Source organism: Klebsiella sp. SWET4, from assembly GCF_024296565.1.
GTDB classification, from domain to species: Bacteria; Pseudomonadota; Gammaproteobacteria; order Enterobacterales; family Enterobacteriaceae; genus Klebsiella; species Klebsiella variicola.
In genome coordinates this window covers 137,494-157,199 of sequence record NZ_JANCOB010000009.1, presented here as the reverse complement: position 1 = coordinate 157,199, position 19,706 = coordinate 137,494, and the positions used below count along the sequence as shown (strand labels likewise).

Sequence of the window (19,706 nt, the reverse complement as noted above, 5' to 3'; positions counted from 1 at the left end):
ATGAGCAGGCCTGTGAAGGTGGATGTGCTGGTGGTCGGCTCCGGCGCGGCGGGACTCTCTGCCGCGGTCACCGCGGCCATGCACGGCGCCAGCGTCATGGTGGCGGAGAAAGCGTCGGTGCTCGGCGGGACCAGCGCCTGGTCCGGCGGCTGGCTGTGGATCCCCCGCAACCCGCTGGCGCGGGCGGAGGGCATCGACGAAGCGGCTGACGCCCCGCTGACCTATCTGCAGCATGAGATGGGGGGCGAAGCCGCCGACGTTCGCCTGCAGACCTTCCTGCGCCACGGGCCGGAGATGGTGGATTTTTTTCATCACAGGACGGCAGTGCAGTTTCTCTCAGGCAGTGCCATGCCGGACTTTCACGCGTCGCCGGGTGCGGCGAGCGGTGGGCGGTCGGTCACCGCTCAGCCCTACGATGGCCGTCAGCTCGGCGACTGGCTCCACCGACTGCGTCCGCCGCTGGAGACCATCAGCCTTGCCGGGATGGGCATCGCCGGCGGCGCGGATATGGCGCATTTTTTCAATGCCACCCGCTCGCCGCGCTCCGCGCTGTATGCCGTCCGCCGCCTGCTGCGCCACGGCTGGCAGCGGCTGCGCGCCGGACGAGGGCAGCATCTGGTCAATGGCAATGCGCTGGTCGCCCGTCTGCTGCGATCCGCCCTCGACGCCGGAGTGCACTTTCAGCTCAATGCCCCGGTGGTCCGGCTGCTGCAGGGTCCGCAGGGTGTGTCCGGCGCGGTGCTGCGCAGCGACAGCGGGGAAATTCACGTCGAAGCAGGGGCCGTGGTGCTGGCCTGCGGCGGTTTTCCCCACGATCGGCAGCGGCTGGCGCAGGTGGTGCCCCACGCGGCGGAGGGTTACGGCCATTTTTCCGCCGCACCGCCGGACAATCAGGGCGAGGGGATCAGGCTTGGCGAATCCGTCGGCGGCCAGTTCGACACCCGCCTGCGCCACCCGCTGGCCTGGGCGCCGGTGTCCCGCGTCACCCTGGCCAGCGGTCAGCAGCTGATGTTTCCCCACCTGGTGGAACGCGCCAAGCCCGGGGTGATCGCTGTCCTGCCCAACGGCAAACGCTTTGTTAACGAGGCAGACTCTTATCATGACTTTATCGCCGCCCTGCTGGCGGCCACACCCGCGGGCGACACGCCGCAGGCCTGGCTGCTGGCCGATCGTCGCGCGCTGCGTCGCTACGGTCTGGGTCATGCCAGACCGTTCCCGTTCACCCCCACCGCCTGGCTGCGTACCGGTTACCTGCTGCGGGGAAACACGCTGGGAGAGCTGGCGAAGCAGTGCGCCATCGACGCCAATGCGCTGGCGGAAACCGTTGAACGCTTTAACCACTTCGCCAGCACTGGCGAAGACGTCGATTTTCACCGCGGGGCATCAGCCTATAACCGCGCCCAGGGTGACCATCAGGTGACGCTCGGACCGCTGCGCGAAGGGCCGTTCTACGCGGTGCGCATTCTGCCCGGCTCGCTGGGCACCTTCAGCGGACTGCAAACCGACGAACACGCCCAGGTGCTGGATGGACAGCAGCAGCCGATACCGGGCCTGTTCGCCATCGGCAACGACATGTCGAGCGTGATGCGCGGCTATTACCCCAGCGGAGGGATAACCCTCGGACCCGCCATGACCTTCGGCTATCTGGTGGGTAAAAATCTGGCAGAAAACACAATAAAAACAAAGCAATAAACGACCAGGGACGGCAATACCCATAACTATCCTCACCTGCAACTGTACCGGAGCCCTTTATGAACATGCGTACCCTATCGCTCGCCGCGCTGACCCTGCTCGATGTCCCTCCTCCCGAACAGGTGCGGATAGCGGCCAGAACCGGTTTTACCCACGTTGGTCTGCGGCTGCTCCCCGCCACACCGGCCGACCCGGACTACGACATGCTGGGCGATACCCCCGCCGTCCGCGCGACGCTGTCTGCGCTGATGGAAACCGGCATCCGCGTCTCAGACGTGGAGATCGTCCGCCTGACCCCCGGGTTTACCCTCGACGATCGGCTGCAGCGGTTTATGGAGACTGCGGCGCGTCTTGGCGCCGGACAGGTGTTAGTCGCCGGCAATGATGACAACCTTCAGCGCAGCGCCGACAACCTGGCTATCCTCGCCACGGCCGGTCGCCCCTATGGGCTGACCATGAACCTTGAGCCGATGCCCTGGACCCAACTGCGCACTATCGCCGATGCGCAGGCGATGATCGCCGCCAGCGGGCTGGAGGATATCGGCATCCTGGTGGACGCCCTTCATTTCTGGCGCGCGGGAGAATCGCTCGCCGCCCTCTCCAGCCTGCCCGCGCATCATCTCAACTATATGCAGCTCTGCGATGGCGCGGCGCAGAGGCCGGAGAGCGAACAGGAACTCATCCGCCAGGCCCGCTCGGCGCGCAACGTGCCAGGGGAAGGCGGTCTGGATCTGCACGGTCTAATGTCGGCCCTGCCGGCAACGCTGCCGGTCTCCCTCGAAGTGCCGCTCGACGGCGAGCAGGGCGCCTTGCCGCCGCTCCAGCGGGCGCAATTACTGTTCAATGCCGCGCAGCCCTACCTGCGCTCCTGCGCATAAGGAATACGCTATGACACAGACTCAACGCCTGGATGTCAGAGAGTTAATAAACCGTAACCCGCTGAGCCGCTTTCAAAAGCAGATCATTTTTCTCGGTTTTTGCGTTATCGCTCTCGATGGTTTTGATATCGCGATCATGGGGTTTATCGCCCCGACGCTAAAGCTGGAATGGGGGGTAAGCAACCACCAGCTAGGCCTGGTGATCAGCGCCGCGCTGATCGGCCTCGCGCTGGGCGCGATTTTCTCTGGCCCGCTCGCCGACTGGCTGGGGCGCAAGAAAATCATTATCAATAGCGTCTTTTTCTTCGGCTTCTGGACCATCGCCACCGCCTTCTCGCACAACATTGAACAGATGATGTTTTTCCGCTTTATGACCGGCCTGGGGTTGGGCGCCGCGATGCCGAACATCGGGACGCTGGTGTCGGAGTACGCCCCGGAACGCCAGCGTTCATTTATTATTACCGTCATCTTTTGCGGCTTCACCTTCGGCGCGGCGGCAGGAGGATTCTCAGCATCGTGGCTGATCCCGCAGTTTGGCTGGCACTCGCTGATGGCGCTCGGCGGCATTCTGCCGCTGCTGTTTGCCCCGCTGCTTATCTGGCTGCTGCCGGAGTCGGTTCGTTTTCTGGTGATCAAACAAGCGCCCGCCGCACGCATTCGCGCCATTCTTAACCGTCTCTATCCCGGACAAATCAGCGACAACGTGACGTTTACCCTGCCGGCGCAGCCGGCGGCCGGCAACGCGATGCGCATTGTGCTCTCCCGCCAGTACGGCTTCGGCTCACTGATGCTATGGCTGGTCTACTTTATGGGGCTGTTCCTGGTCTATATCCTCGGTAGCTGGCTGCCAACGCTGGTTAAAGCGGTGGGAATGACCGTTAGCCAGGCGGCCATCATGACAGCGATCTACCAGGCGGGCGGCACCCTCGGCTCGCTGTTTGCCGGCTGGCTGATGGACAGGATCAACCCTCATCGCGCGCTGGGGATGATCTACGCCGTTGGCGGCCTGTTCACCATGGCGATGGGCTACGCCGCGGGCAGCTTTGCCTTGCTCTGTATGCTGGCGTTTATCAGCGGCGCCTGTCTGAACGGTGCTAATACCGGTATGAACGCCCTCTCCGCCCGCTACTATCCTACGCAGGCGCGGGCGACGGGATCCAGCTGGATGCATGGCGTCGGGCGCATCGGCGCCATTCTCAGCGCCTTTGCCGGTGCCGAGATGATGGCGCTCAACCTGCCCTTTGAAAGCGTCTTTTTGATCCTCGGTATCCCGGCAGCCCTCACCGTCGCAGGTCTGGCGGCGAAAGGCATCTTTGCGGCCGGTAATCCTCCCGCCGCTTCACCTTCCCCCGCGTCTGTGCGCGGAGCGTCATAGCGGCATCGGCTCCCCGGTGCAATCTGCGGATTGCACCGGCTCAGCGGCTAAAAAGAAAATTTATTTCATATTTGGTCGGAACGAAAAACACCCGCAAGAATCTGCTCTGCTCCGGGAGGCGATAAGCCCTCGCTCATCTTTTCAACGCAGCCCAAAAGAAACTTTCGCTAATTCGATCCCCCTCGCATATATGGAAAATAAATTCCACAACACAATTGAAACAGAACAAACATTTCCTTAAGTTAAGGTCAGTCTATCCGGATGCGCGTTGCCGCAGGCGTCGGCATTGAGCGCCTCAGAGTGCGAATGATTTCAAAAAGGAGAGCACCATGTTAAACGGCCTGAAACCCTTATCCCGCTCCCTGCGTTGGGGCATGGTCGGCGGCGGGGGAACCAGTCAGATCGGCTACAGCCACCGCTGTGCGGCGCTGCGTGACAATGTTTATACCCTGCTGGCCGGCGCGCTTGACGTCGATGCCGAGCGCGGGCGCGCGTTCGGCGAGCAACTGGGCATCGCGCCGGAGCGCTGCTACGCCGACTACCAGACCCTGTTTCGTGAAGAGGCGCAGCGCCCTGACGGCATCGAGGTCGTCTCGGTCACCACCCCGAACAATACCCATTTCGCCATCACCAAAGCGGCGCTGGAAGCGGGCCTCCACGTCATCTGTGAAAAGCCCCTCTGCTTTAGCGCCGAAGAAGCACGCGAGCTGGTGGACCTGAGCAAAAAACAGAACAAAATCGTCGGCGTCACCTACGGCTATGCCGGCTATCAGATGATCCAGCAGGCGCGGCAGATGATTGCCGATGGACTGCTCGGCGAGATCCGCATCGTCAATATGCAGTTCGCCCACGGCTTTCATAACCAGGCCGTCGAGCTGCAGGCTGAATCCACCCGCTGGCGCGTGACGCCGAAGTTTGCCGGGCCCAGCTATGTGTTGGGCGATCTGGCCACCCATCCGCTGTTTGTCGCCGAAACCATGGCGCCGCAGCTCAATATCAAACGGCTGATGTGCTCCCGCCAGAGCTTTGTCCCCTCCCGCGCGCCGCTGGAAGATAACGCCTTTGTCCTGATGGAATATGACAACGGCGCGGTTGGCTCGATGTGGACCAGCGCGGTCAACAGCGGCGCCATGCACTCGCAAAAAGTGCGTATCGTCGGTGAAAAAGCGAGTATCGAATGGTGGGATGAGCATCCTAACCAGCTCAGCTATGAGGTGCAGGGCGAGCCGGCGCGGATTCTTGAGCGCGGGATGCCCTACCTGTCGCCGAACGCGCTGGCGGATGACCGCATCGGCGGCGGCCATCCGGAAGGGCTATTCGAAGCCTGGGCCAACCTCTATCGCCGCTATGCGCAGGCGATTGACGCCACGGACCGTGACGATCGCGCTTTCCTGCAAGACTTCTGGTATCCGGACGTTGAAGCCGGGCTGCACGGCGTCTATTGGGTCGAACAGTGCGTCAAATCGGCTGACGCTGGCAGCCAGTGGGTTGACTTTACTTTACCTTAATTTTTCCCCTCGCCAGTGGAGTCCCCCTCCACTGGTTTATTGATTTTTACCAACTTGTCTCATCGCGCAACAGCCCCGTAATATCTGTTAAACAAACATTTATTTACGCTTCTTACCCCCCGCCGCTACACTAGGCGCAGTTTTTATATTGAGGTGGTAATGAACGATAACAAAATGACGCCAGGGGAACTGCGCGCGACCTGGGGTTTGGGGACGGTATTCTCCCTGCGCATGCTTGGCATGTTTATGGTCCTGCCGGTTCTGACCACGTATGGCATGGCGTTGCAGGGCGCCAGTGAAGCGCTGATTGGCCTGGCGATCGGTATCTACGGCCTGGCGCAGGCGATTTTCCAAATCCCCTTCGGACTGTTATCTGACCGTATTGGCCGTAAGCCGCTGATCGTCGGCGGCCTGCTCATCTTTGTACTCGGCAGCGTCATCGCCGCGCTCACCGACTCTATCTGGGGCATCATTCTTGGCCGCGCCCTGCAGGGCTCCGGCGCTATCGCCGCCGCGGTCATGGCTTTGCTATCCGATCTCACTCGCGAACAGAACCGCACCAAAGCGATGGCCTTTATCGGCGTCAGCTTTGGCGTCACCTTCGCCATCGCCATGGTGCTGGGGCCGATTGTCACCCACCAGCTGGGTCTGCACGCGCTGTTCTGGATGATCGCCATTCTGGCGACCATCGGCATCCTGCTCACCCTGTGGGTGGTGCCCAACAGCCATAACCACGTGCTCAACCGCGAATCCGGGATGGTGAAGGGCTGCTTTAGCAAAGTACTGGTGGAACCACGCCTGCTGAAGCTCAACTTTGGCATCATGTGCCTGCACATCATGCTGATGTCGACCTTTGTCGCGCTGCCCGGCCAACTGGAGGCTGCTGGCTTTCCGGCCGCCGAGCACTGGAAGATTTACCTGGTCACCATGGTTATCTCGTTCATCTCGGTGGTGCCGTTTATCATCTATGCCGAAGTGAAGCGCAAAATGAAGCGCGTCTTCCTGCTCTGCGTCGCCATCCTGCTGATTGCGGAAATTGTCCTCTGGGGCGCTGGAGGCTACTTCTGGGAACTGGTGGCGGGCGTCCAGCTCTTCTTCCTGGCGTTTAACCTGCTGGAAGCGCTGCTGCCATCGTTAATTAGCAAGGAGTCGCCGGCGGGCTATAAAGGCACCGCAATGGGCGTCTACTCCACCAGCCAGTTCCTCGGCGTGGCGATTGGCGGCGCGCTTGGCGGCTGGGTCGATGGTTTCTTTGATTCGCAAACCGTGTTCTTGCTGGGCGCCCTGCTGGCAATGCTGTGGCTGCTGGTGGCCAGTACCATGAGCGAGCCGCCGTACGTCAGCAGCCTGCGGGTGGAGGTGCCGGATGGCGTGGTGGTCGACAGCGCGCTACAGACGCGTCTGCTGAACGCCAACGGGGTTCATCAGGCGCTGGTGGTGCCTGAGGAGCGCTCGGTGTATATCAAAATCGACAGCAAGGTCACCAACCGCTTCGAGATCGAGCAGCTCATCAAAGGGGTATAAAAAAAGCGGGGAATTCCCCGCTTTTTGCTGTCTGTCGCCGCGTTAGTCGCGGAAGTTTTTGAACTGGAACGGCTGCCCCAGATCGCCGCCGCGCACCAGCGCCATCACCGACTGCAGATCGTCGCGGGACTTACCGGTCACGCGGATCTCTTCGCCCTGAATCTGCGCCTGCACTTTCAGCTTGCTGTCTTTGATCAGTTTGACGATCTTCTTCTGCACCGCGCTTTCAATGCCCTGCTTCAGCTTCGCTTCAACAAACCAGGTTTTACCGCTGTGCACGATATCTTCCGGCACGTCGAGGGAGGTACCTTCAATGCCGCGCTTAAGCAGCTTAGCGCGCAGGATATCCAGCAGCTGGTTCACCTGGAAGTCAGACTCACTCAGCACCTTAATGGTTTTGTTGGCGTCGTTTAATTCAAAAGTGGCTTCAACGCCACGAAAATCAAAACGCGACTCGACTTCGCGGCTCGCGTTGTCCACCGCGTTACGGGCTTCCTGAAGATCAACTTCAGAGACAATATCGAAAGATGGCATCTTTTCCTCTCCTTCCGTTTCTTTTGCGTTGCATAATACCTGCAACGCGGCATAACTCAACTTGTTATCCCGGAAGCTTAGCTGATTACGCAACGCTCGCGCTATTTCCCCGTGCTGCCCGACGACGCCGAATCCCCCTTTCCGTCCGACAATGCGAAAAGCGACGAGATAGACTTTAGCCATCAGCGCCTGGGGTAGCGGCAGATGAGGAGGAACAATGAAAGTAACCGTACTGGGATGCGGTGCACTGGGACAACTATGGCTGACCGCGTTGTGCAAACAGGGACATGAAGTCCAGGGCTGGCTACGCGTACCGCAGCCATTCTGTAGCGTCAATGTCATTGAAACCGACGGCTCGGTGTTCAACGAGTCACTGACGGCCAACGACCCCGATTTTCTCGCCAGCAGCGAGCTGCTGATCGTCACCTTAAAGGCCTGGCAGGTGTCGAATGCGGTGAAGCACCTGGCCGGGATCCTGCCGGTCACTACGCCAATTGTGCTGGTGCATAACGGCATGGGCACCGTCGAGGAGCTGCGCGGCGTGAAACAGCCTTTGCTGCTGGCCTCCACCACCCAGGCAGCGCGTCGCGACGGGAATGTGATCATCCACGTCGCCCAGGGCACCACCCATATCGGTCCGGCGAAAAGCTACGAGGAGGACTACAGCTATCTCGCGGAAGTCCTGCAAAGCGTACTGCCGGATGTCGCCTGGCACAACCATATCTACTCGGCCACCTGGCGCAAGCTGGCGGTAAACTGCGTCATTAATCCTCTGACCGCCCTCAAAGGATGTAAAAACGGCGATCTGCGCCACTATCCGCAGGAGGTTGCCGCCATTTGCCAGGAAGTGGCGGCGGTGATGGAACGCGAAGGTATTCATACCTCGGCGGAAAACCTGCTATTTTATGTCGAACAGGTGATTGAAAGTACGGCAGAAAATATCTCATCCATGCTGCAGGACATCCGCGCCCAGCGGCACACGGAGATCGACTATATCACCGGTTTTCTGCTCAACCGCGCCCGCGCCCACGGCGTTGCCGTACCGGAAAACGCCCGCTTATTTGAATTGATCAAGCGTAAGGAGAATGAATATGAGCGCGTCGGCACTGATTTGCCTCGCCCCTGGTAGCGAAGAGACCGAAGCGGTCACCACTATCGATCTGCTGGTCCGCGGCGGAGTGAAGGTAACCACCGCCAGCGTCGCCAGCGACGGCGGCCTGACCATCGTCTGCTCGCGCGGCGTCAAACTGCTGGCGGATGCGCCGCTGGTCGAGGTGGCCGATGGCGATTTCGATATCATCGTCCTCCCGGGCGGCATCAAGGGCGCAGAGTGCTTCCGCGACAGCCCGCTGTTGGTGGAAACCGTCCGACAGTTCCACCTCTCAGGCCGCATTGTGGCCGCCATCTGCGCCGCCCCGGCGACCGTGCTGGTGCCCCATCAGCTGTTCCCAATCGGTAACATGACCGGTTTTCCGGCGCTGAAGGAACATATCCCCGCCGATCAGTGGCAGGATAAACGGGTGGTCTGGGATCCACGGGTGAATCTGTTAACCAGCCAGGGACCGGGGACATCGATTGATTTCGCCCTGAAAATGATTGACCTGTTGGTGGGTCGCGAGAAAGCGTATGAGGTCGCCTCGCAGCTGGTAATGGCCGCCGGCATCTATAATTACTACGAAGCCTGATAGCCGGTCCGCGCCGCGGACTGGCTCCCCTTCTCCTGAGGAGTCGTAGCATGTCCCGTAGCGCAACCGATTCTCGCGATCTTGTCATCAGCCGCCTGCTTAGCGCGCCAGCCTCTGCCCTGTGGCGCGCGTGGGCCGACCCGGCATTACTCAAAACCTGGTGGTGCCCGAAGCCCTGGTCTACTGAGGTTTTGGCCTTTGATTTTCGCTCTGGCGGGGCTTTTCACACCGTGATGCACGGCCCTGACGGTGAACGCAGCGATAACCCTGGCTGTTTTCTTGCGGTCATCCCGCAACAAAAAATCGTCATGACCTCGATGCTGACGGCGGATTATCGTCCTGCCGTGTCCCCTTTTGCCATGACGGCCATCATCACCTTTGCCGACGAAAAAGACGGATGTCGCTATACGGCCACGGTGCTGCATGCGGATGATGAAACTCGCGAGCAGCATGAGCAGATGGGATTTTTTGAGGGCTGGAATATCGTCATCGATCAGCTGAATGACCTGGCGATGACCCTGCGCTAATGCGCTGGCCCGGAGATGACAAAAGGCCTTCCATCGGGGAAGGCCTTTTTCAATATGGATGGCAACCCGTTACGGGCGATAAACTTTCACGTTGCTGAAGCCCTGCTCGCGCAGATAGAGCGCCTGCAGACGGCTCATCACCCCGCGCTCGCACCACAGCAGCCAGGTTTTGCTCTGATCAAGATCGCCAAATTTGGTGCTCAGCTTGTAGAACGGCAGCGAAACGACCTCAACGCCCTCGACCTTCAGCGGCTTGTCTTCCTGCTCGTCAATGGAGCGGATGTCGAGGATCGCGTCGTTAGCGCCAAAGCCGGTCACGGTTTCCACTTCAACCACGGCGGCTTCCGTCTGCTGGGCAATATCGCGAATGTCGATATTGCTCGCCTCTTCCACCACTTTATCGAGGATGCTGAAATCGAAGTGTTCTTCCTCCGCTTCAATCTTCGCCTTCACCGCCTTCACGGTCGGGCTCTTCGAGATCACGCCGCAGTATTCCGGCATGGTGCGGGCGAAATCTTCCGTGCCGATCTCACGCGCCAGGTCGATGATGTGCTCTTTATCGTGCGAAATCAGCGGACGCAGGATCAGAGTATCGGAAACGTTGTCGATCAGGCGCAGGTTAGTGAGGGTCTGACTGGAAACCTGGCCCAGCGCTTCGCCGGTGACCAGCGCCTGCACGCCGTAGCGTTCCGCGACTTTTGACGCGGCGCGGACCATCATGCGCTTGAGCACGACACCCATCTGACCATCGTCCACTTTTTCAAGGATTTCACCGACCACGGGCTCAAAGTTAATCGCCACAAAGCGAACGCGGTGCGAGCTGCCGAAGCGGTTCCACAGGTAATGCGCGACCTGGCGAACGCCAATCTCATGGGCGGCGCCGCCAAGGTTAAAGAAGCAGTAGTGCACGCGGCAGCCGCGGCGCATCAGCATATAGCTGGAAACGCCGGAGTCAAAGCCGCCGGAGATCAGCGACAGCACATCTTCCTGGGTGCCGATCGGGAAGCCGCCGATGCCTTCATAGCGGCCTTTCACCAGCAGCAGGCGATCGTTTTCAATCTCGAGATTGACGGTGACGTCCGGGTCGGTCAGCTTCACGCGCGCCGTTTCAATATGCTGATTCAGACCGCCGCCGACGTAGCGTTCCACCTCAATTGAGGTGAATTCATGTTTGCCGCGACGCTTCACACGCACGCAGAAGGTCTTGCCTTCCAGCGCCTCGCGCCACAGCGGCAGCGTCTTTTCAAAAATATCGTGCAGCGAGGTGAACGGTACGTCTTCGACTTCCAGAATATGGTGGATGCCGGGGATACGGGTCAGCGCATCGCGAATAGCCGGGCGCTGATTTTCATCTTTCGCGCGAACTTCGATATGATCCCAATGACGGACGACGGCCAGCGTCTCGTCATAGTTTTTGAGAACGTTACGAATGTTCCCGGTTAAGATTTTAATGAAGCGCAACCGCACAGATTGGCTTTTGATGGTGATTTCCGGGAACAATTTAATGATAAACTTCATGGCGACAATAGTTCGTTGGCAAGCCCGACGGGGCTATAAGCAAAAGTTGTAAAGCAGCGCACACCGGTGCCTGCATCCTGGGCGCGGAGTATATCACCATTGCGCGTTATTTGCTTACACGCGTGACTTCGTTACCATACCCGGTATTGCCGTCGCGACATAACAAGAGTCTACATTCACTATGCCAAAGAAAAATGAGGCCCCGGCCAGCTTTGAAACTGCTCTGGGCGAACTGGAGCAGATCGTTAACCGTCTGGAAAGCGGCGATTTGCCGTTAGAGGAAGCGCTAAGCGAATTTGAGCGCGGCGTACAGCTGGCGCGCCAGGGGCAAAGTCAGCTGCAGAAGGCCGAACAGCGCGTGCAGATCCTGCTGGCGGATAGTGAAGATTCCCCGACCACGCCTTTTACGCCGGACGCTGAATAAAATGGATTTCCCGCAACAATTGCAGGCCTGTGTGGAACAGGCTAATGGGGCATTGCGCCGTTTTATCGCGCCGCAGCCCTTTCAGAACACTCCGCTGGTGGAAGCGATGCATTATGGCGCACTCTTAGGCGGTAAACGCCTGCGCCCCTTCCTTGTCTATGCCACCGGCGCGATGTTCGGCGTCAGCCGCACCACGCTCGATGCCCCCGCCGCGGCGGTCGAATGTATTCATGCTTATTCCCTGATGCATGATGATTTGCCGGCGATGGATGATGACGATCTGCGTCGCGGACTGCCGACCTGTCATATTAAATTTGGCGAAGCCAACGCAATTCTTGCGGGAGATGCCCTGCAAACGCTGGCGTTCTCTATACTGAGTGATGCGCCGATGGCCGACGTCTCTGATCGGGACCGGCTGGCGATGGTCTCCGAACTGGCGCAGGCCAGCGGCGTGGCGGGTATGTGCGGCGGCCAGGCGCTGGATCTGGAGGCGGAAGGACAGCAGGTGGATCTGCAGGCGCTGGAGCGTATCCATCGCCACAAAACGGGGGCGTTGATCCGCGCCGCCGTCCGGATGGGGGCGCTGAGCGCCGGCGAACGCGGCCGCGCTGCCCTGCCCGCGCTGGATCGCTATGCGGAAAATATCGGTCTTGCCTTCCAGGTCCAGGATGACATTCTCGACGTGGTAGGGGATACTGCGACCCTTGGCAAACGTCAGGGTGCCGACCAGCAATTGGGTAAAAGCACCTATCCCGCCCTCCTGGGTCTTGAGCAAGCCCGGAAGAAAGCGCACGACCTGATCGCTGATGCCCGCCGGTCGTTAGATGAGCTGGCCGCACAATCTCTGGATACTTCGGCACTGGAAGCGCTCGCGAATTACATTATTCAGCGCGATAAATAAACAATAAATGAGTCTCTGATGAGTTTTGATATTGCCAAATACCCGACCCTGGCGCTGGTAGATTCCACCCAGGAGTTGCGCCTGTTGCCAAAAGAGAGCCTGCCGAAGCTGTGTGATGAGCTGCGGCGCTATCTGCTGGACAGCGTCAGCCGCTCCAGCGGTCATTTTGCCTCTGGCCTCGGCACGGTGGAACTGACCGTGGCGCTGCACTACGTGTATAACACGCCGTTCGATCGCCTGATCTGGGACGTCGGCCATCAGGCCTACCCGCATAAAATTCTGACCGGCCGCCGGGACAAAATCGGCACCATTCGCCAGAAAGGCGGCCTGCACCCCTTCCCGTGGCGCGGTGAAAGCGAGTATGACGTGCTGAGCGTCGGCCACTCCTCGACCTCCATTTCAGCCGGTATCGGGGTGGCTATCGCCGCCGCGAAAGAGGATAAGCAGCGGCGCGCAGTGTGCGTGATTGGCGACGGGGCGATCACCGCCGGCATGGCGTTTGAAGCGATGAACCACGCCGGGGATATCAAACCCGACCTGCTGGTGGTGCTGAATGACAATGAAATGTCGATTTCCGAGAACGTTGGCGCGCTGAACAATCATCTGGCGCAGCTGCTCTCCGGTAAGCTCTACTCCACCCTGCGCGAAGGGGGTAAAAAGGTCTTCTCCGGGGTGCCGCCGATTAAAGAGCTGCTTAAACGAACCGAAGAACATATCAAAGGGATGGTGGTGCCGGGCACGCTGTTTGAAGAGCTGGGCTTTAACTACATCGGGCCGGTCGATGGCCACGATGTGCTCGGTCTGGTCAGCACGCTGAAGAACATGCGCGACCTGAAAGGCCCGCAGTTCCTGCATATTATGACCAAAAAGGGCCGCGGCTATGAGCCTGCCGAGAAAGACCCGATCACCTTCCATGCGGTGCCAAAATTCGACCATACCAGCGGCGTACTGCCCAAAAGCAGCGGCGGTCTCCCTTCCTACTCGAAAATCTTCGGCGACTGGCTGTGCGAAACGGCGGCCAAAGACAGCAAGCTGATGGCGATCACGCCGGCGATGCGCGAAGGTTCAGGGATGGTGGAGTTTTCGAAGAAATTCCCCGATCAGTACTTTGACGTCGCCATTGCCGAGCAGCATGCGGTCACCTTCGCCGCCGGGCTGGCGATTGGCGACTACAAGCCGGTGGTGGCGATCTACTCCACCTTCCTGCAGCGAGCCTACGATCAGGTGATCCACGATGTGGCTATCCAGAAGCTGCCGGTGCTGTTTGCTATCGACCGCGCCGGGATTGTCGGCGCAGACGGTCAGACGCATCAGGGAGCGTTCGATCTCTCCTTCCTGCGCTGTATTCCGGATATGGTGGTGATGACCCCGAGCGATGAAAATGAATGTCGCCAGATGCTGCATACCGGCTACCATTACAGCGACGGCCCCTGCGCCGTGCGCTATCCGCGCGGTAGCGGCACCGGCGCGACGCTCGAGCCGCTGGCATCGCTGCCGATCGGCAAAGGGGTGGTGAAACGTCAGGGCGAGAAAATAGCGATCCTCAACTTTGGCACCCTGCTGCCGGAAGCCGCGGCGGTAGCGGATAAACTCAACGCGACCCTCGTGGATATGCGCTTTGTGAAGCCGCTGGATACGGCGCTGATCCTGCAGCTGGCCGGCGAACACGACGCGCTGGTGACGCTGGAAGAGAACGCCATCATGGGCGGCGCCGGCAGCGGCGTGAACGAAGTGCTGATGGCCCATCGCCGGGCGGTACCGGTGCTCAATATTGGCCTGCCGGATTATTTTATTCCTCAGGGCACTCAGGAAGAGATCCGCGCCGACCTCGGCCTTGATGCCGCCGGTATTGAAGCCAAAATCCGCGACTGGCTGGCATAATTGCCCCTTCCGCTCCTGCTATGCTTAAGAGATACCCTTGATGAATAGCAGGAGCGCACTATGCACTATATCCCCCTCGGTGATACTGCCTTACGGGTTTCCCGACTCTGCCTCGGCTGCATGACCTTCGGCGAGCCGGACCGCGGCAGACACGCCTGGACGCTTCCGGAAGAGAGCAGCCGCCCGCTTATCCAGCACGCCATTGAAGGCGGCATCAACTTCTTCGATACCGCAAACAGCTACTCCGACGGCAGCAGTGAAGAGATCGTTGGCCGCGCCCTGCGCGACTTTGCCCGCCGTGATGAGGTGGTTGTCGCCACCAAAGTGTATCACCAGGTCGGCGATCTGGCGGAAGGGCTTTCCCGGGCGCAGATCCTGCGCTCCATCGACGACAGCCTGCGCCGTCTTGGGATGGACTATGTCGACCTGCTGCAGATCCACCGCTGGGACTATACCACCCCGATTGAAGAGACCCTCGAAGCGCTGGACGAGGTGGTGAAAGCCGGCAAAGCGCGCTATATCGGCGCCTCGTCCATGCATGCCCGACAATTTGCCCAGGCGCTGGCGCTCCAGCAGCAGAACGGCTGGGCGCGCTTTGTCACCATGCAGGATCACTACAATCTGATTTACCGGGAAGAAGAGAATGAGATGCTGCCGCTGTGTCAGCACAACGGCGTGGCGGTGATCCCGTGGAGCCCGCTGGCGCGCGGCAGACTGACCCGCCCCTGGGGAGAGACCACCGCCCGGCTGGTTTCGGATGAGTTCGGCAAAACGCTTTACAGCACCAGTGAAGAAAACGACGCGCAGATCGCTGAGAATCTCGCGGACGTGGCGGAAGAACTCGACGCCAGCCGCGCCCAGGTTGCCCTCGCCTGGCTGTTAAGCAAACCCGGCGTTGCCGCGCCGATTATCGGTCCCTCGCGTCAGGAACAGCTCGACGACCTGCTGCAGGCGGTGGATTTGACGCTTTCTCCGGAACAGATCGACAAGCTGGAGGCGCCGTATCAGCCGCATCCGGTGGTGGGATTTAAGTAACAGGTGTGGTTTCCCCGGCAGCATGATGCTACCGGGGAGAGACGATTAAAGCAGACCGATGGGCCAGTGATGGCCAATGACATACAGCACGCCGGCCGAGATCACGCCGGCGACGATATCGTCGACCATAATCCCCATTCCGCCGTGGATATTGCGGTCAAACCAGCGAATCGGCCACGGCTTCCACATATCGAAGATACGGAAAATCACGAAGCCAGCGGCCACCCACTGCCAGTCCAGGGTCGGCAACGCCATCAGGGTGATCCACATCCCGACAAACTCATCCCAGACTATACTGCCGTGGTCATGGGTGCCCATATCTTTGGCCGTGCGATGGCACAGATAGACGCCAATACAGATGCTCATCATCACCACCAGCGAGTAGAGCTGCCAGGGGAGAAAGGTCATCAGATACCAGAACGGGATCGCCGCCAGCGACCCCATCGTCCCCGGTACCACCGGGCTTAAGCCGCTGCCAAAGCCAGTCGCCAGCAGATGCCACGGGTTACGCATGCTCAGGCGGCGTAACGCCTCGTCTCGACTACGCAAAGTGATCGTATCCCTTTAAATCAAGCGCGACCGGCTTACCATCGCGGATAAATTGCAGCCCTTCGCTCTCCGGCGCAATCTGTCCGATACAGGTAAAACGCGCGCCAAGATGGCCAAGGGCCACGTCCAGCGCCCCGCGGTTCAGCTCCGGTACGGTAAAGCACAGTTCGTAATCTTCCCCGCCGGCGAGCGCCCAGCGCAGCGCCTGCTCGGGCTCCACCTGGCGCAGTATCGCGTCGGAATACGGCATGGCATCGAGATCGATGCGCGCGCCGCAGCCGCTGGCTTTAAGAATATGGCCCAGATCGGAGATCAGGCCGTCGGAAAGATCGATAGCCGATGTCGCCAGGTCACGCAGCGCCTGACCCTGCAGCACGCGCGGCATCGGGCGCAGATGACGAGCCAGCAGGTAGTCGGCGTCAGACGGTTCATCCACCGTCAGCCGGTTCTGCAGCACCGCCAGGCCGGCGGCGCTGTCTCCCGGGGTGCCGGTGACATAGATCCAGTCTCCTGGCTTCGCGCCAGCGCGTTTCATGGCGCGCCCTGGCGGCACAAAGCCGTGAATACCCAGCGTCATGGCGAGCGGGCCACGGGTGGTATCACCGCCAATCAGCTGCATATCGTAATAGTCCAGCTGGACAAACAGGCTGTCGCTAAAGGCTTCCAGCCAGGTTTCATCCACCTCTGGCAAAGTCAGCGCCAGCGTGAGCCACGCCGGTTCCGCGCCCATCGCCGCGAGGTCGCTCAGGTTCACCGCCAGCGCTTTATAAGCGAGGTCGGCAGGGTCGATATCGGGTAAGAAGTGATTGCCCGCCACCAGGGTGTCGGTGCTGATTGCCAGCGTTTTTTTCTCGGGGATATTCAGGAGCGCGCAGTCATCGCCGATGCCGGTTTCAACATCAAGGCGGGCGCTTTTAACGCGATCAAAATAACGGGCAATCAGGGAAAATTCGCCGCATGCCATACGTTATGCCTCAGCAAAGAAAAAAATAAGGCCGGGTTCGCGGGATCAGATCCTGCAAAGCCCGGCCTGGCGTTTACTTTTTGCGGGGACGAATTACCGGAGCCGCTTTGTCCAGCACGCCGTTGACGAACTTATGGCTATCTTCAGCGCCGAAGGTTTTCGCCAGTTCGATAGCTTCATTGATGGCCACTTTATACGGTACGTCGTCACGTTTGGACAGCTCAAACAGCGCGATACGCAGCACCGCTTTTTCCACCTGGCCCAGCTCTTCCAGCTGACGGGACAGGTAGGGCTTCATCAGGCCGTCGAGGTACGCGCTGTTAGTCGCCACTCCGGACAGCAGTTCACGGAAATACAGAACATCTACATCTTTTACGTCCTGTTCCGCCAGGAACTGGTATTCGACATCAGCGATGTCGTTGTGGGACAACTGCCAGGAGTAGAGCGCCTGGACGGCACACTCACGGGCGCGGCGACGAGCAGCAGGTTTCACGGAATTCCCCTTACAAAAATCAGGCCTTGATGGCTTTCAATACGTTAATCATTTCCAGCGCGGTCAGCGCAGCTTCTGCGCCTTTGTTACCGGCTTTGGTGCCAGCGCGCTCGATGGCTTGTTCAATACTTTCAGTGGTCAGAACACCAAAGGCTACCGGGATTTCGCTGTCCTGAGCGACATGCGCCAGGCCATTGCTGGCACCGCCAGCCACATATTCAAAGTGGGCAGTACCGCCGCGGATCACCGTACCCAGCGCGATCACCGCGTCATATTTACCGGTTTTCGCCAGTGCGCCAGCCGCCAGCGGCAGCTCATACGCGCCTGGAACCCAAACAACGGTGATGTTTTCATCTTTTACCTGACCAATGCGTTTCAGGGCGTCAATCGCACCTTCCAGCAGGCTGTCATTGATAAAGTTGTTGAAACGCGCAATGGTGATGGCGACGCGAGCGTCCGGGGTAGCAACGTTAGCTTCAATAATGTTCATACTCTTCCTTCGGGTTCATGTGCCCCGCAAGGGGGGCGGATTTTATCATATTATTCTGAGCGCTGCTTCCTAATAATCAGGAAAGCCTCACGCAGTGGTTAAATGCAGGCAGACATCCGGGCCAACCTGACGTATCTCATTGAATTTGAAATGGGGTGCCTGGCTCAGTTCTTCAAGCCCCGGCAGCGCGCATAATCCACGCGCCGCATTGCCTAACAGTTTAGGCGCAATATAGACGATAAGCTCGTCGACAAGGCCAGCCTGCAGCAGCGCCCCGGCAAGCGTCGCTCCCGCCTCCACCCAGACGCTGTTCACCTGCTGTTTGCCAAGCAGCATCATCAGCAACACCAGATCGAGATGGCCGTTATGTTCCGGCACCAGCAGCGTACGAACGCTTTCCGGCCACTGGCGCTCATCCGCACGCAGGCGGGCAAACAGCGTTTCTCCTGCCTGCTGCACAATACGGTGCTCAGGCGTGACGCGGTTCTGACTGTCGATGACGACGCGCAGCGGTTGGCGCAAATTCTCTTCGGGATACAGCGCCTGAGTATCCGCGCTCAGCTCCTGCCAGCGCACGGTCAGCGCAGGATCGTCCGCCAGCACGGTGGCGCTGCTGGTGAGGATGGCATGACTTTGGGCGCGCAGACGCTGCACGTCGCGTCGCGCCTGCGGGGAGGTGATCCACTGGCTTTCACCGCTGGCCATCGCCGTGCGGCCGTCCAGCGAGGCGCCCAGCTTCAGCTGCACCCAGGGAAAACCGGTGCGCATCCGCTTCAGGAAGCCCTTATTCAGCGCTTCCGCTTCGTTCATCATCAGCCCGTGGCTGACGTCAATACCGGCCTGCTGCAGACGATACAGACCGCGCCCCGCCACCTGCGGGTTTGGGTCTTGCATCGCAGCGACCACGCGGCTAACGCCGGCGGCGATCAGCGCATCGCAGCACGGCGGCGTACGGCCATGGTGGCTGCAGGGCTCAAGGGTGACGTAGGCGGTGGCGCCCTGCGCCTTTTCGCCGGCCATGCGGAGCGCGTGCACTTCGGCGTGCGGCTCGCCGGCGCGATAGTGAAAGCCCTCGCCGACGATCTCGCCGTCTTTCACAATGACGCAGCCGACATTAGGGTTAGGATGGGTGGTAAAGCGTCCGCGCGCGGCAAGCTTCAGCGCTCGCGCCATGTACATTTCGTCCTGCATGGCTTAGTCCTGTAAGCGGGCGATCTCTTCGCCGAATTCTTTGATGTCTTCAAAGCTGCGATAGACCGACGCAAAGCGAATATAGGCGACTTTATCCAGCTTTTTCAGCTGCTCCATCACCAGATTGCCAATCATTTTGCTGGCCACTTCGCGCTCGCCGGTGCCGCGCAGATGGGTTTTGATATGGTTGACCGCCATTTCCACGTCATCGGCGCTAACCGGACGTTTCTCCAGCGCTTTCAGCATCCCGCTGCGCAGCTTGTCTTCGTTGAAGGGTTCACGCACATCGTTACTCTTCACCACCCGGGGCATCACCAGCTCCGCCACTTCGAAGGTGGTAAAGCGTTCATTACAGACCAGGCACTGCCGACGGCGACGCACGGAAGAGCCTTCCCCCACCAGACGAGAGTCGATCACTTTGGTATCCACGGCGAAACAGAAAGGGCAATGCATAGCGCGTCCTGACAGGTAGTTAAACTGAAGGGTAGTTTACCGCGAAGTGACCTGACTACAAAGAAAGAGCTTTTGAGACAAAGG

General features: G+C 59.8%; 20 protein-coding genes. 12 read left to right on the top strand and 8 right to left on the bottom strand.

The features are described 5' to 3' along the window. The 5 genes from NKJ21_RS19895 to NKJ21_RS19875 all read left to right on the top strand — a co-directional run bounded on the left by NKJ21_RS19895 (window position 1) and on the right by NKJ21_RS19875 (window position 6,977). Window positions 1-1,692, top strand: a complete 1,692-nt coding sequence (locus NKJ21_RS19895) for an FAD-dependent oxidoreductase (RefSeq protein ID WP_239270551.1) — start codon at window positions 1-3, stop codon at window positions 1,690-1,692. A 59-nt stretch (window positions 1,693-1,751) separates the two neighbouring features. Beyond that, window positions 1,752-2,570, top strand: a complete 819-nt coding sequence (locus tag NKJ21_RS19890; protein ID WP_254733168.1) for a sugar phosphate isomerase/epimerase — start codon at window positions 1,752-1,754, stop codon at window positions 2,568-2,570. A 10-nt stretch (window positions 2,571-2,580) separates the two neighbouring features. Then, window positions 2,581-3,945 carry an aromatic acid/H+ symport family MFS transporter gene (locus NKJ21_RS19885; protein ID WP_012968830.1) on the top strand — a complete coding sequence of 455 codons (1,365 nt, stop codon included), beginning with the start codon at window positions 2,581-2,583 and terminating at the stop codon, window positions 3,943-3,945. A 329-nt stretch (window positions 3,946-4,274) separates the two neighbouring features. Continuing rightward, window positions 4,275-5,453, top strand: a complete 1,179-nt coding sequence (locus NKJ21_RS19880) for a Gfo/Idh/MocA family protein (RefSeq protein ID WP_008805388.1) — start codon at window positions 4,275-4,277, stop codon at window positions 5,451-5,453. 159 nt (window positions 5,454-5,612) lie between these two features. Next, window positions 5,613-6,977: an MFS transporter gene (locus NKJ21_RS19875; protein ID WP_012542696.1), complete on the top strand. Its 1,365-nt coding sequence runs from the start codon at window positions 5,613-5,615 to the stop codon at window positions 6,975-6,977. Between the two features lie 42 nt (window positions 6,978-7,019). Here NKJ21_RS19875 and NKJ21_RS19870 read toward each other — a convergent pair whose 3' ends face one another. Next, entirely contained in the window at window positions 7,020-7,511 is a 492-nt protein-coding gene (locus tag NKJ21_RS19870; protein ID WP_002891465.1) for a YajQ family cyclic di-GMP-binding protein, read from the bottom strand. A gap of 217 nt (window positions 7,512-7,728) precedes the next feature. Here NKJ21_RS19870 and panE point away from each other — a divergent pair, with 217 nt between their 5' ends. The 3 genes from panE to NKJ21_RS19855 are packed head-to-tail and all read left to right on the top strand — an operon-like array spanning window position 7,729 to window position 9,723. Further along, window positions 7,729-8,640 carry a 2-dehydropantoate 2-reductase gene (gene panE, locus NKJ21_RS19865; protein WP_008805385.1) on the top strand — a complete coding sequence of 304 codons (912 nt, stop codon included), beginning with the start codon at window positions 7,729-7,731 and terminating at the stop codon, window positions 8,638-8,640. After that, window positions 8,603-9,196, top strand: coding sequence for a protein deglycase YajL (gene yajL, locus NKJ21_RS19860; RefSeq protein WP_008805384.1), 594 nt, complete (start codon window positions 8,603-8,605; stop codon window positions 9,194-9,196). The genes panE and yajL overlap by 38 nt, the downstream gene beginning before the upstream one ends. Before the next feature lie 50 nt (window positions 9,197-9,246). Continuing rightward, window positions 9,247-9,723, top strand: coding sequence for an SRPBCC family protein (locus NKJ21_RS19855; RefSeq protein WP_008805383.1), 477 nt, complete (start codon window positions 9,247-9,249; stop codon window positions 9,721-9,723). A 69-nt stretch (window positions 9,724-9,792) separates the two neighbouring features. Here NKJ21_RS19855 and thiI read toward each other — a convergent pair whose 3' ends face one another. Then, window positions 9,793-11,241 (bottom strand): tRNA uracil 4-sulfurtransferase ThiI, encoded by a 1,449-nt coding sequence (gene thiI, locus NKJ21_RS19850; RefSeq protein ID WP_008805382.1) that lies wholly within the window; start codon window positions 11,239-11,241, stop codon window positions 9,793-9,795. A gap of 181 nt (window positions 11,242-11,422) precedes the next feature. Between thiI and xseB the strand changes: the two genes are divergently transcribed. Genes xseB through NKJ21_RS19830 form a run of 4 tightly spaced genes read left to right on the top strand, consistent with a single transcriptional unit; the run spans window position 11,423 to window position 15,482 of the window. After that, window positions 11,423-11,665 (top strand): exodeoxyribonuclease VII small subunit, encoded by a 243-nt coding sequence (gene xseB, locus NKJ21_RS19845; RefSeq protein ID WP_002891398.1) that lies wholly within the window; start codon window positions 11,423-11,425, stop codon window positions 11,663-11,665. Window position 11,666: 1 nt separating this feature from the next. Continuing rightward, window positions 11,667-12,566 carry a (2E,6E)-farnesyl diphosphate synthase gene (gene ispA, locus NKJ21_RS19840; protein WP_008805381.1) on the top strand — a complete coding sequence of 300 codons (900 nt, stop codon included), beginning with the start codon at window positions 11,667-11,669 and terminating at the stop codon, window positions 12,564-12,566. Between the two features lie 18 nt (window positions 12,567-12,584). Next, entirely contained in the window at window positions 12,585-14,447 is a 1,863-nt protein-coding gene (gene dxs / locus NKJ21_RS19835; RefSeq protein WP_016160374.1) for a 1-deoxy-D-xylulose-5-phosphate synthase, read from the top strand. A 60-nt stretch (window positions 14,448-14,507) separates the two neighbouring features. Beyond that, window positions 14,508-15,482 carry an aldo/keto reductase gene (locus NKJ21_RS19830; protein WP_008805379.1) on the top strand — a complete coding sequence of 325 codons (975 nt, stop codon included), beginning with the start codon at window positions 14,508-14,510 and terminating at the stop codon, window positions 15,480-15,482. 45 nt (window positions 15,483-15,527) lie between these two features. Here NKJ21_RS19830 and pgpA read toward each other — a convergent pair whose 3' ends face one another. From pgpA to nrdR, 6 genes are all read right to left on the bottom strand, one after another. Continuing rightward, on the bottom strand, window positions 15,528-16,031 hold the full coding sequence (gene pgpA / locus NKJ21_RS19825) for a phosphatidylglycerophosphatase A (RefSeq protein WP_008805378.1): 504 nt from the start codon (window positions 16,029-16,031) through the stop codon (window positions 15,528-15,530). Beyond that, complete coding sequence (gene thiL / locus NKJ21_RS19820; RefSeq protein ID WP_012542699.1) at window positions 16,024-16,995, bottom strand: thiamine-phosphate kinase; 972 nt, start codon at window positions 16,993-16,995, stop codon at window positions 16,024-16,026. The genes pgpA and thiL overlap by 8 nt, the downstream gene beginning before the upstream one ends. Before the next feature lie 73 nt (window positions 16,996-17,068). After that, the gene (gene nusB, locus NKJ21_RS19815) at window positions 17,069-17,488 is read right to left on the bottom strand and encodes a transcription antitermination factor NusB (RefSeq protein WP_008805376.1); all 420 of its coding nucleotides are present in this window, start codon (window positions 17,486-17,488) and stop codon (window positions 17,069-17,071) included. Between the two features lie 19 nt (window positions 17,489-17,507). Continuing rightward, a complete protein-coding gene (gene ribE, locus NKJ21_RS19810; RefSeq protein WP_001021161.1) occupies window positions 17,508-17,978 on the bottom strand; it encodes a 6,7-dimethyl-8-ribityllumazine synthase in 471 nt (156 codons plus the stop codon). Window positions 17,979-18,065: 87 nt separating this feature from the next. Continuing rightward, window positions 18,066-19,169, bottom strand: coding sequence for a bifunctional diaminohydroxyphosphoribosylaminopyrimidine deaminase/5-amino-6-(5-phosphoribosylamino)uracil reductase RibD (gene ribD / locus NKJ21_RS19805; RefSeq protein WP_016160372.1), 1,104 nt, complete (start codon window positions 19,167-19,169; stop codon window positions 18,066-18,068). A 3-nt stretch (window positions 19,170-19,172) separates the two neighbouring features. After that, the gene (gene nrdR, locus NKJ21_RS19800; protein ID WP_002890417.1) at window positions 19,173-19,622 is read right to left on the bottom strand and encodes a transcriptional regulator NrdR; all 450 of its coding nucleotides are present in this window, start codon (window positions 19,620-19,622) and stop codon (window positions 19,173-19,175) included. Between the last annotated feature and the right edge of the window lie 84 nt (window positions 19,623-19,706).

Excerpts from the sequence above, each read along its gene's own strand:
- ispA (WP_008805381.1), top strand. The coding sequence starts at position 11,667 with ATGGATTTCCCGCAACAATTGCAGGCCTGTGTGGAACAGGCTAATGGG.
- thiI (WP_008805382.1), bottom strand. The coding sequence starts at position 11,241 with ATGAAGTTTATCATTAAATTGTTCCCGGAAATCACCATCAAAAGCCAA.
- yajL (WP_008805384.1), top strand. The coding sequence starts at position 8,603 with ATGAGCGCGTCGGCACTGATTTGCCTCGCCCCTGGTAGCGAAGAGACC.
- NKJ21_RS19875 (WP_012542696.1), top strand. The coding sequence starts at position 5,613 with ATGAACGATAACAAAATGACGCCAGGGGAACTGCGCGCGACCTGGGGT.
- NKJ21_RS19830 (WP_008805379.1), top strand. The coding sequence starts at position 14,508 with ATGCACTATATCCCCCTCGGTGATACTGCCTTACGGGTTTCCCGACTC.
- NKJ21_RS19890 (WP_254733168.1), top strand. The coding sequence starts at position 1,752 with ATGAACATGCGTACCCTATCGCTCGCCGCGCTGACCCTGCTCGATGTC.
- ribE (WP_001021161.1), bottom strand. The coding sequence starts at position 17,978 with ATGAACATTATTGAAGCTAACGTTGCTACCCCGGACGCTCGCGTCGCC.
- NKJ21_RS19885 (WP_012968830.1), top strand. The coding sequence starts at position 2,581 with ATGACACAGACTCAACGCCTGGATGTCAGAGAGTTAATAAACCGTAAC.
- NKJ21_RS19880 (WP_008805388.1), top strand. The coding sequence starts at position 4,275 with ATGTTAAACGGCCTGAAACCCTTATCCCGCTCCCTGCGTTGGGGCATG.
- NKJ21_RS19870 (WP_002891465.1), bottom strand. The coding sequence starts at position 7,511 with ATGCCATCTTTCGATATTGTCTCTGAAGTTGATCTTCAGGAAGCCCGT.
- xseB (WP_002891398.1), top strand. The coding sequence starts at position 11,423 with ATGCCAAAGAAAAATGAGGCCCCGGCCAGCTTTGAAACTGCTCTGGGC.
- panE (WP_008805385.1), top strand. The coding sequence starts at position 7,729 with ATGAAAGTAACCGTACTGGGATGCGGTGCACTGGGACAACTATGGCTG.
- thiL (WP_012542699.1), bottom strand. The coding sequence starts at position 16,995 with ATGGCATGCGGCGAATTTTCCCTGATTGCCCGTTATTTTGATCGCGTT.
- ribD (WP_016160372.1), bottom strand. The coding sequence starts at position 19,169 with ATGCAGGACGAAATGTACATGGCGCGAGCGCTGAAGCTTGCCGCGCGC.
- NKJ21_RS19895 (WP_239270551.1), top strand. The coding sequence starts at position 1 with ATGAGCAGGCCTGTGAAGGTGGATGTGCTGGTGGTCGGCTCCGGCGCG.
- nrdR (WP_002890417.1), bottom strand. The coding sequence starts at position 19,622 with ATGCATTGCCCTTTCTGTTTCGCCGTGGATACCAAAGTGATCGACTCT.
- dxs (WP_016160374.1), top strand. The coding sequence starts at position 12,585 with ATGAGTTTTGATATTGCCAAATACCCGACCCTGGCGCTGGTAGATTCC.
- NKJ21_RS19855 (WP_008805383.1), top strand. The coding sequence starts at position 9,247 with ATGTCCCGTAGCGCAACCGATTCTCGCGATCTTGTCATCAGCCGCCTG.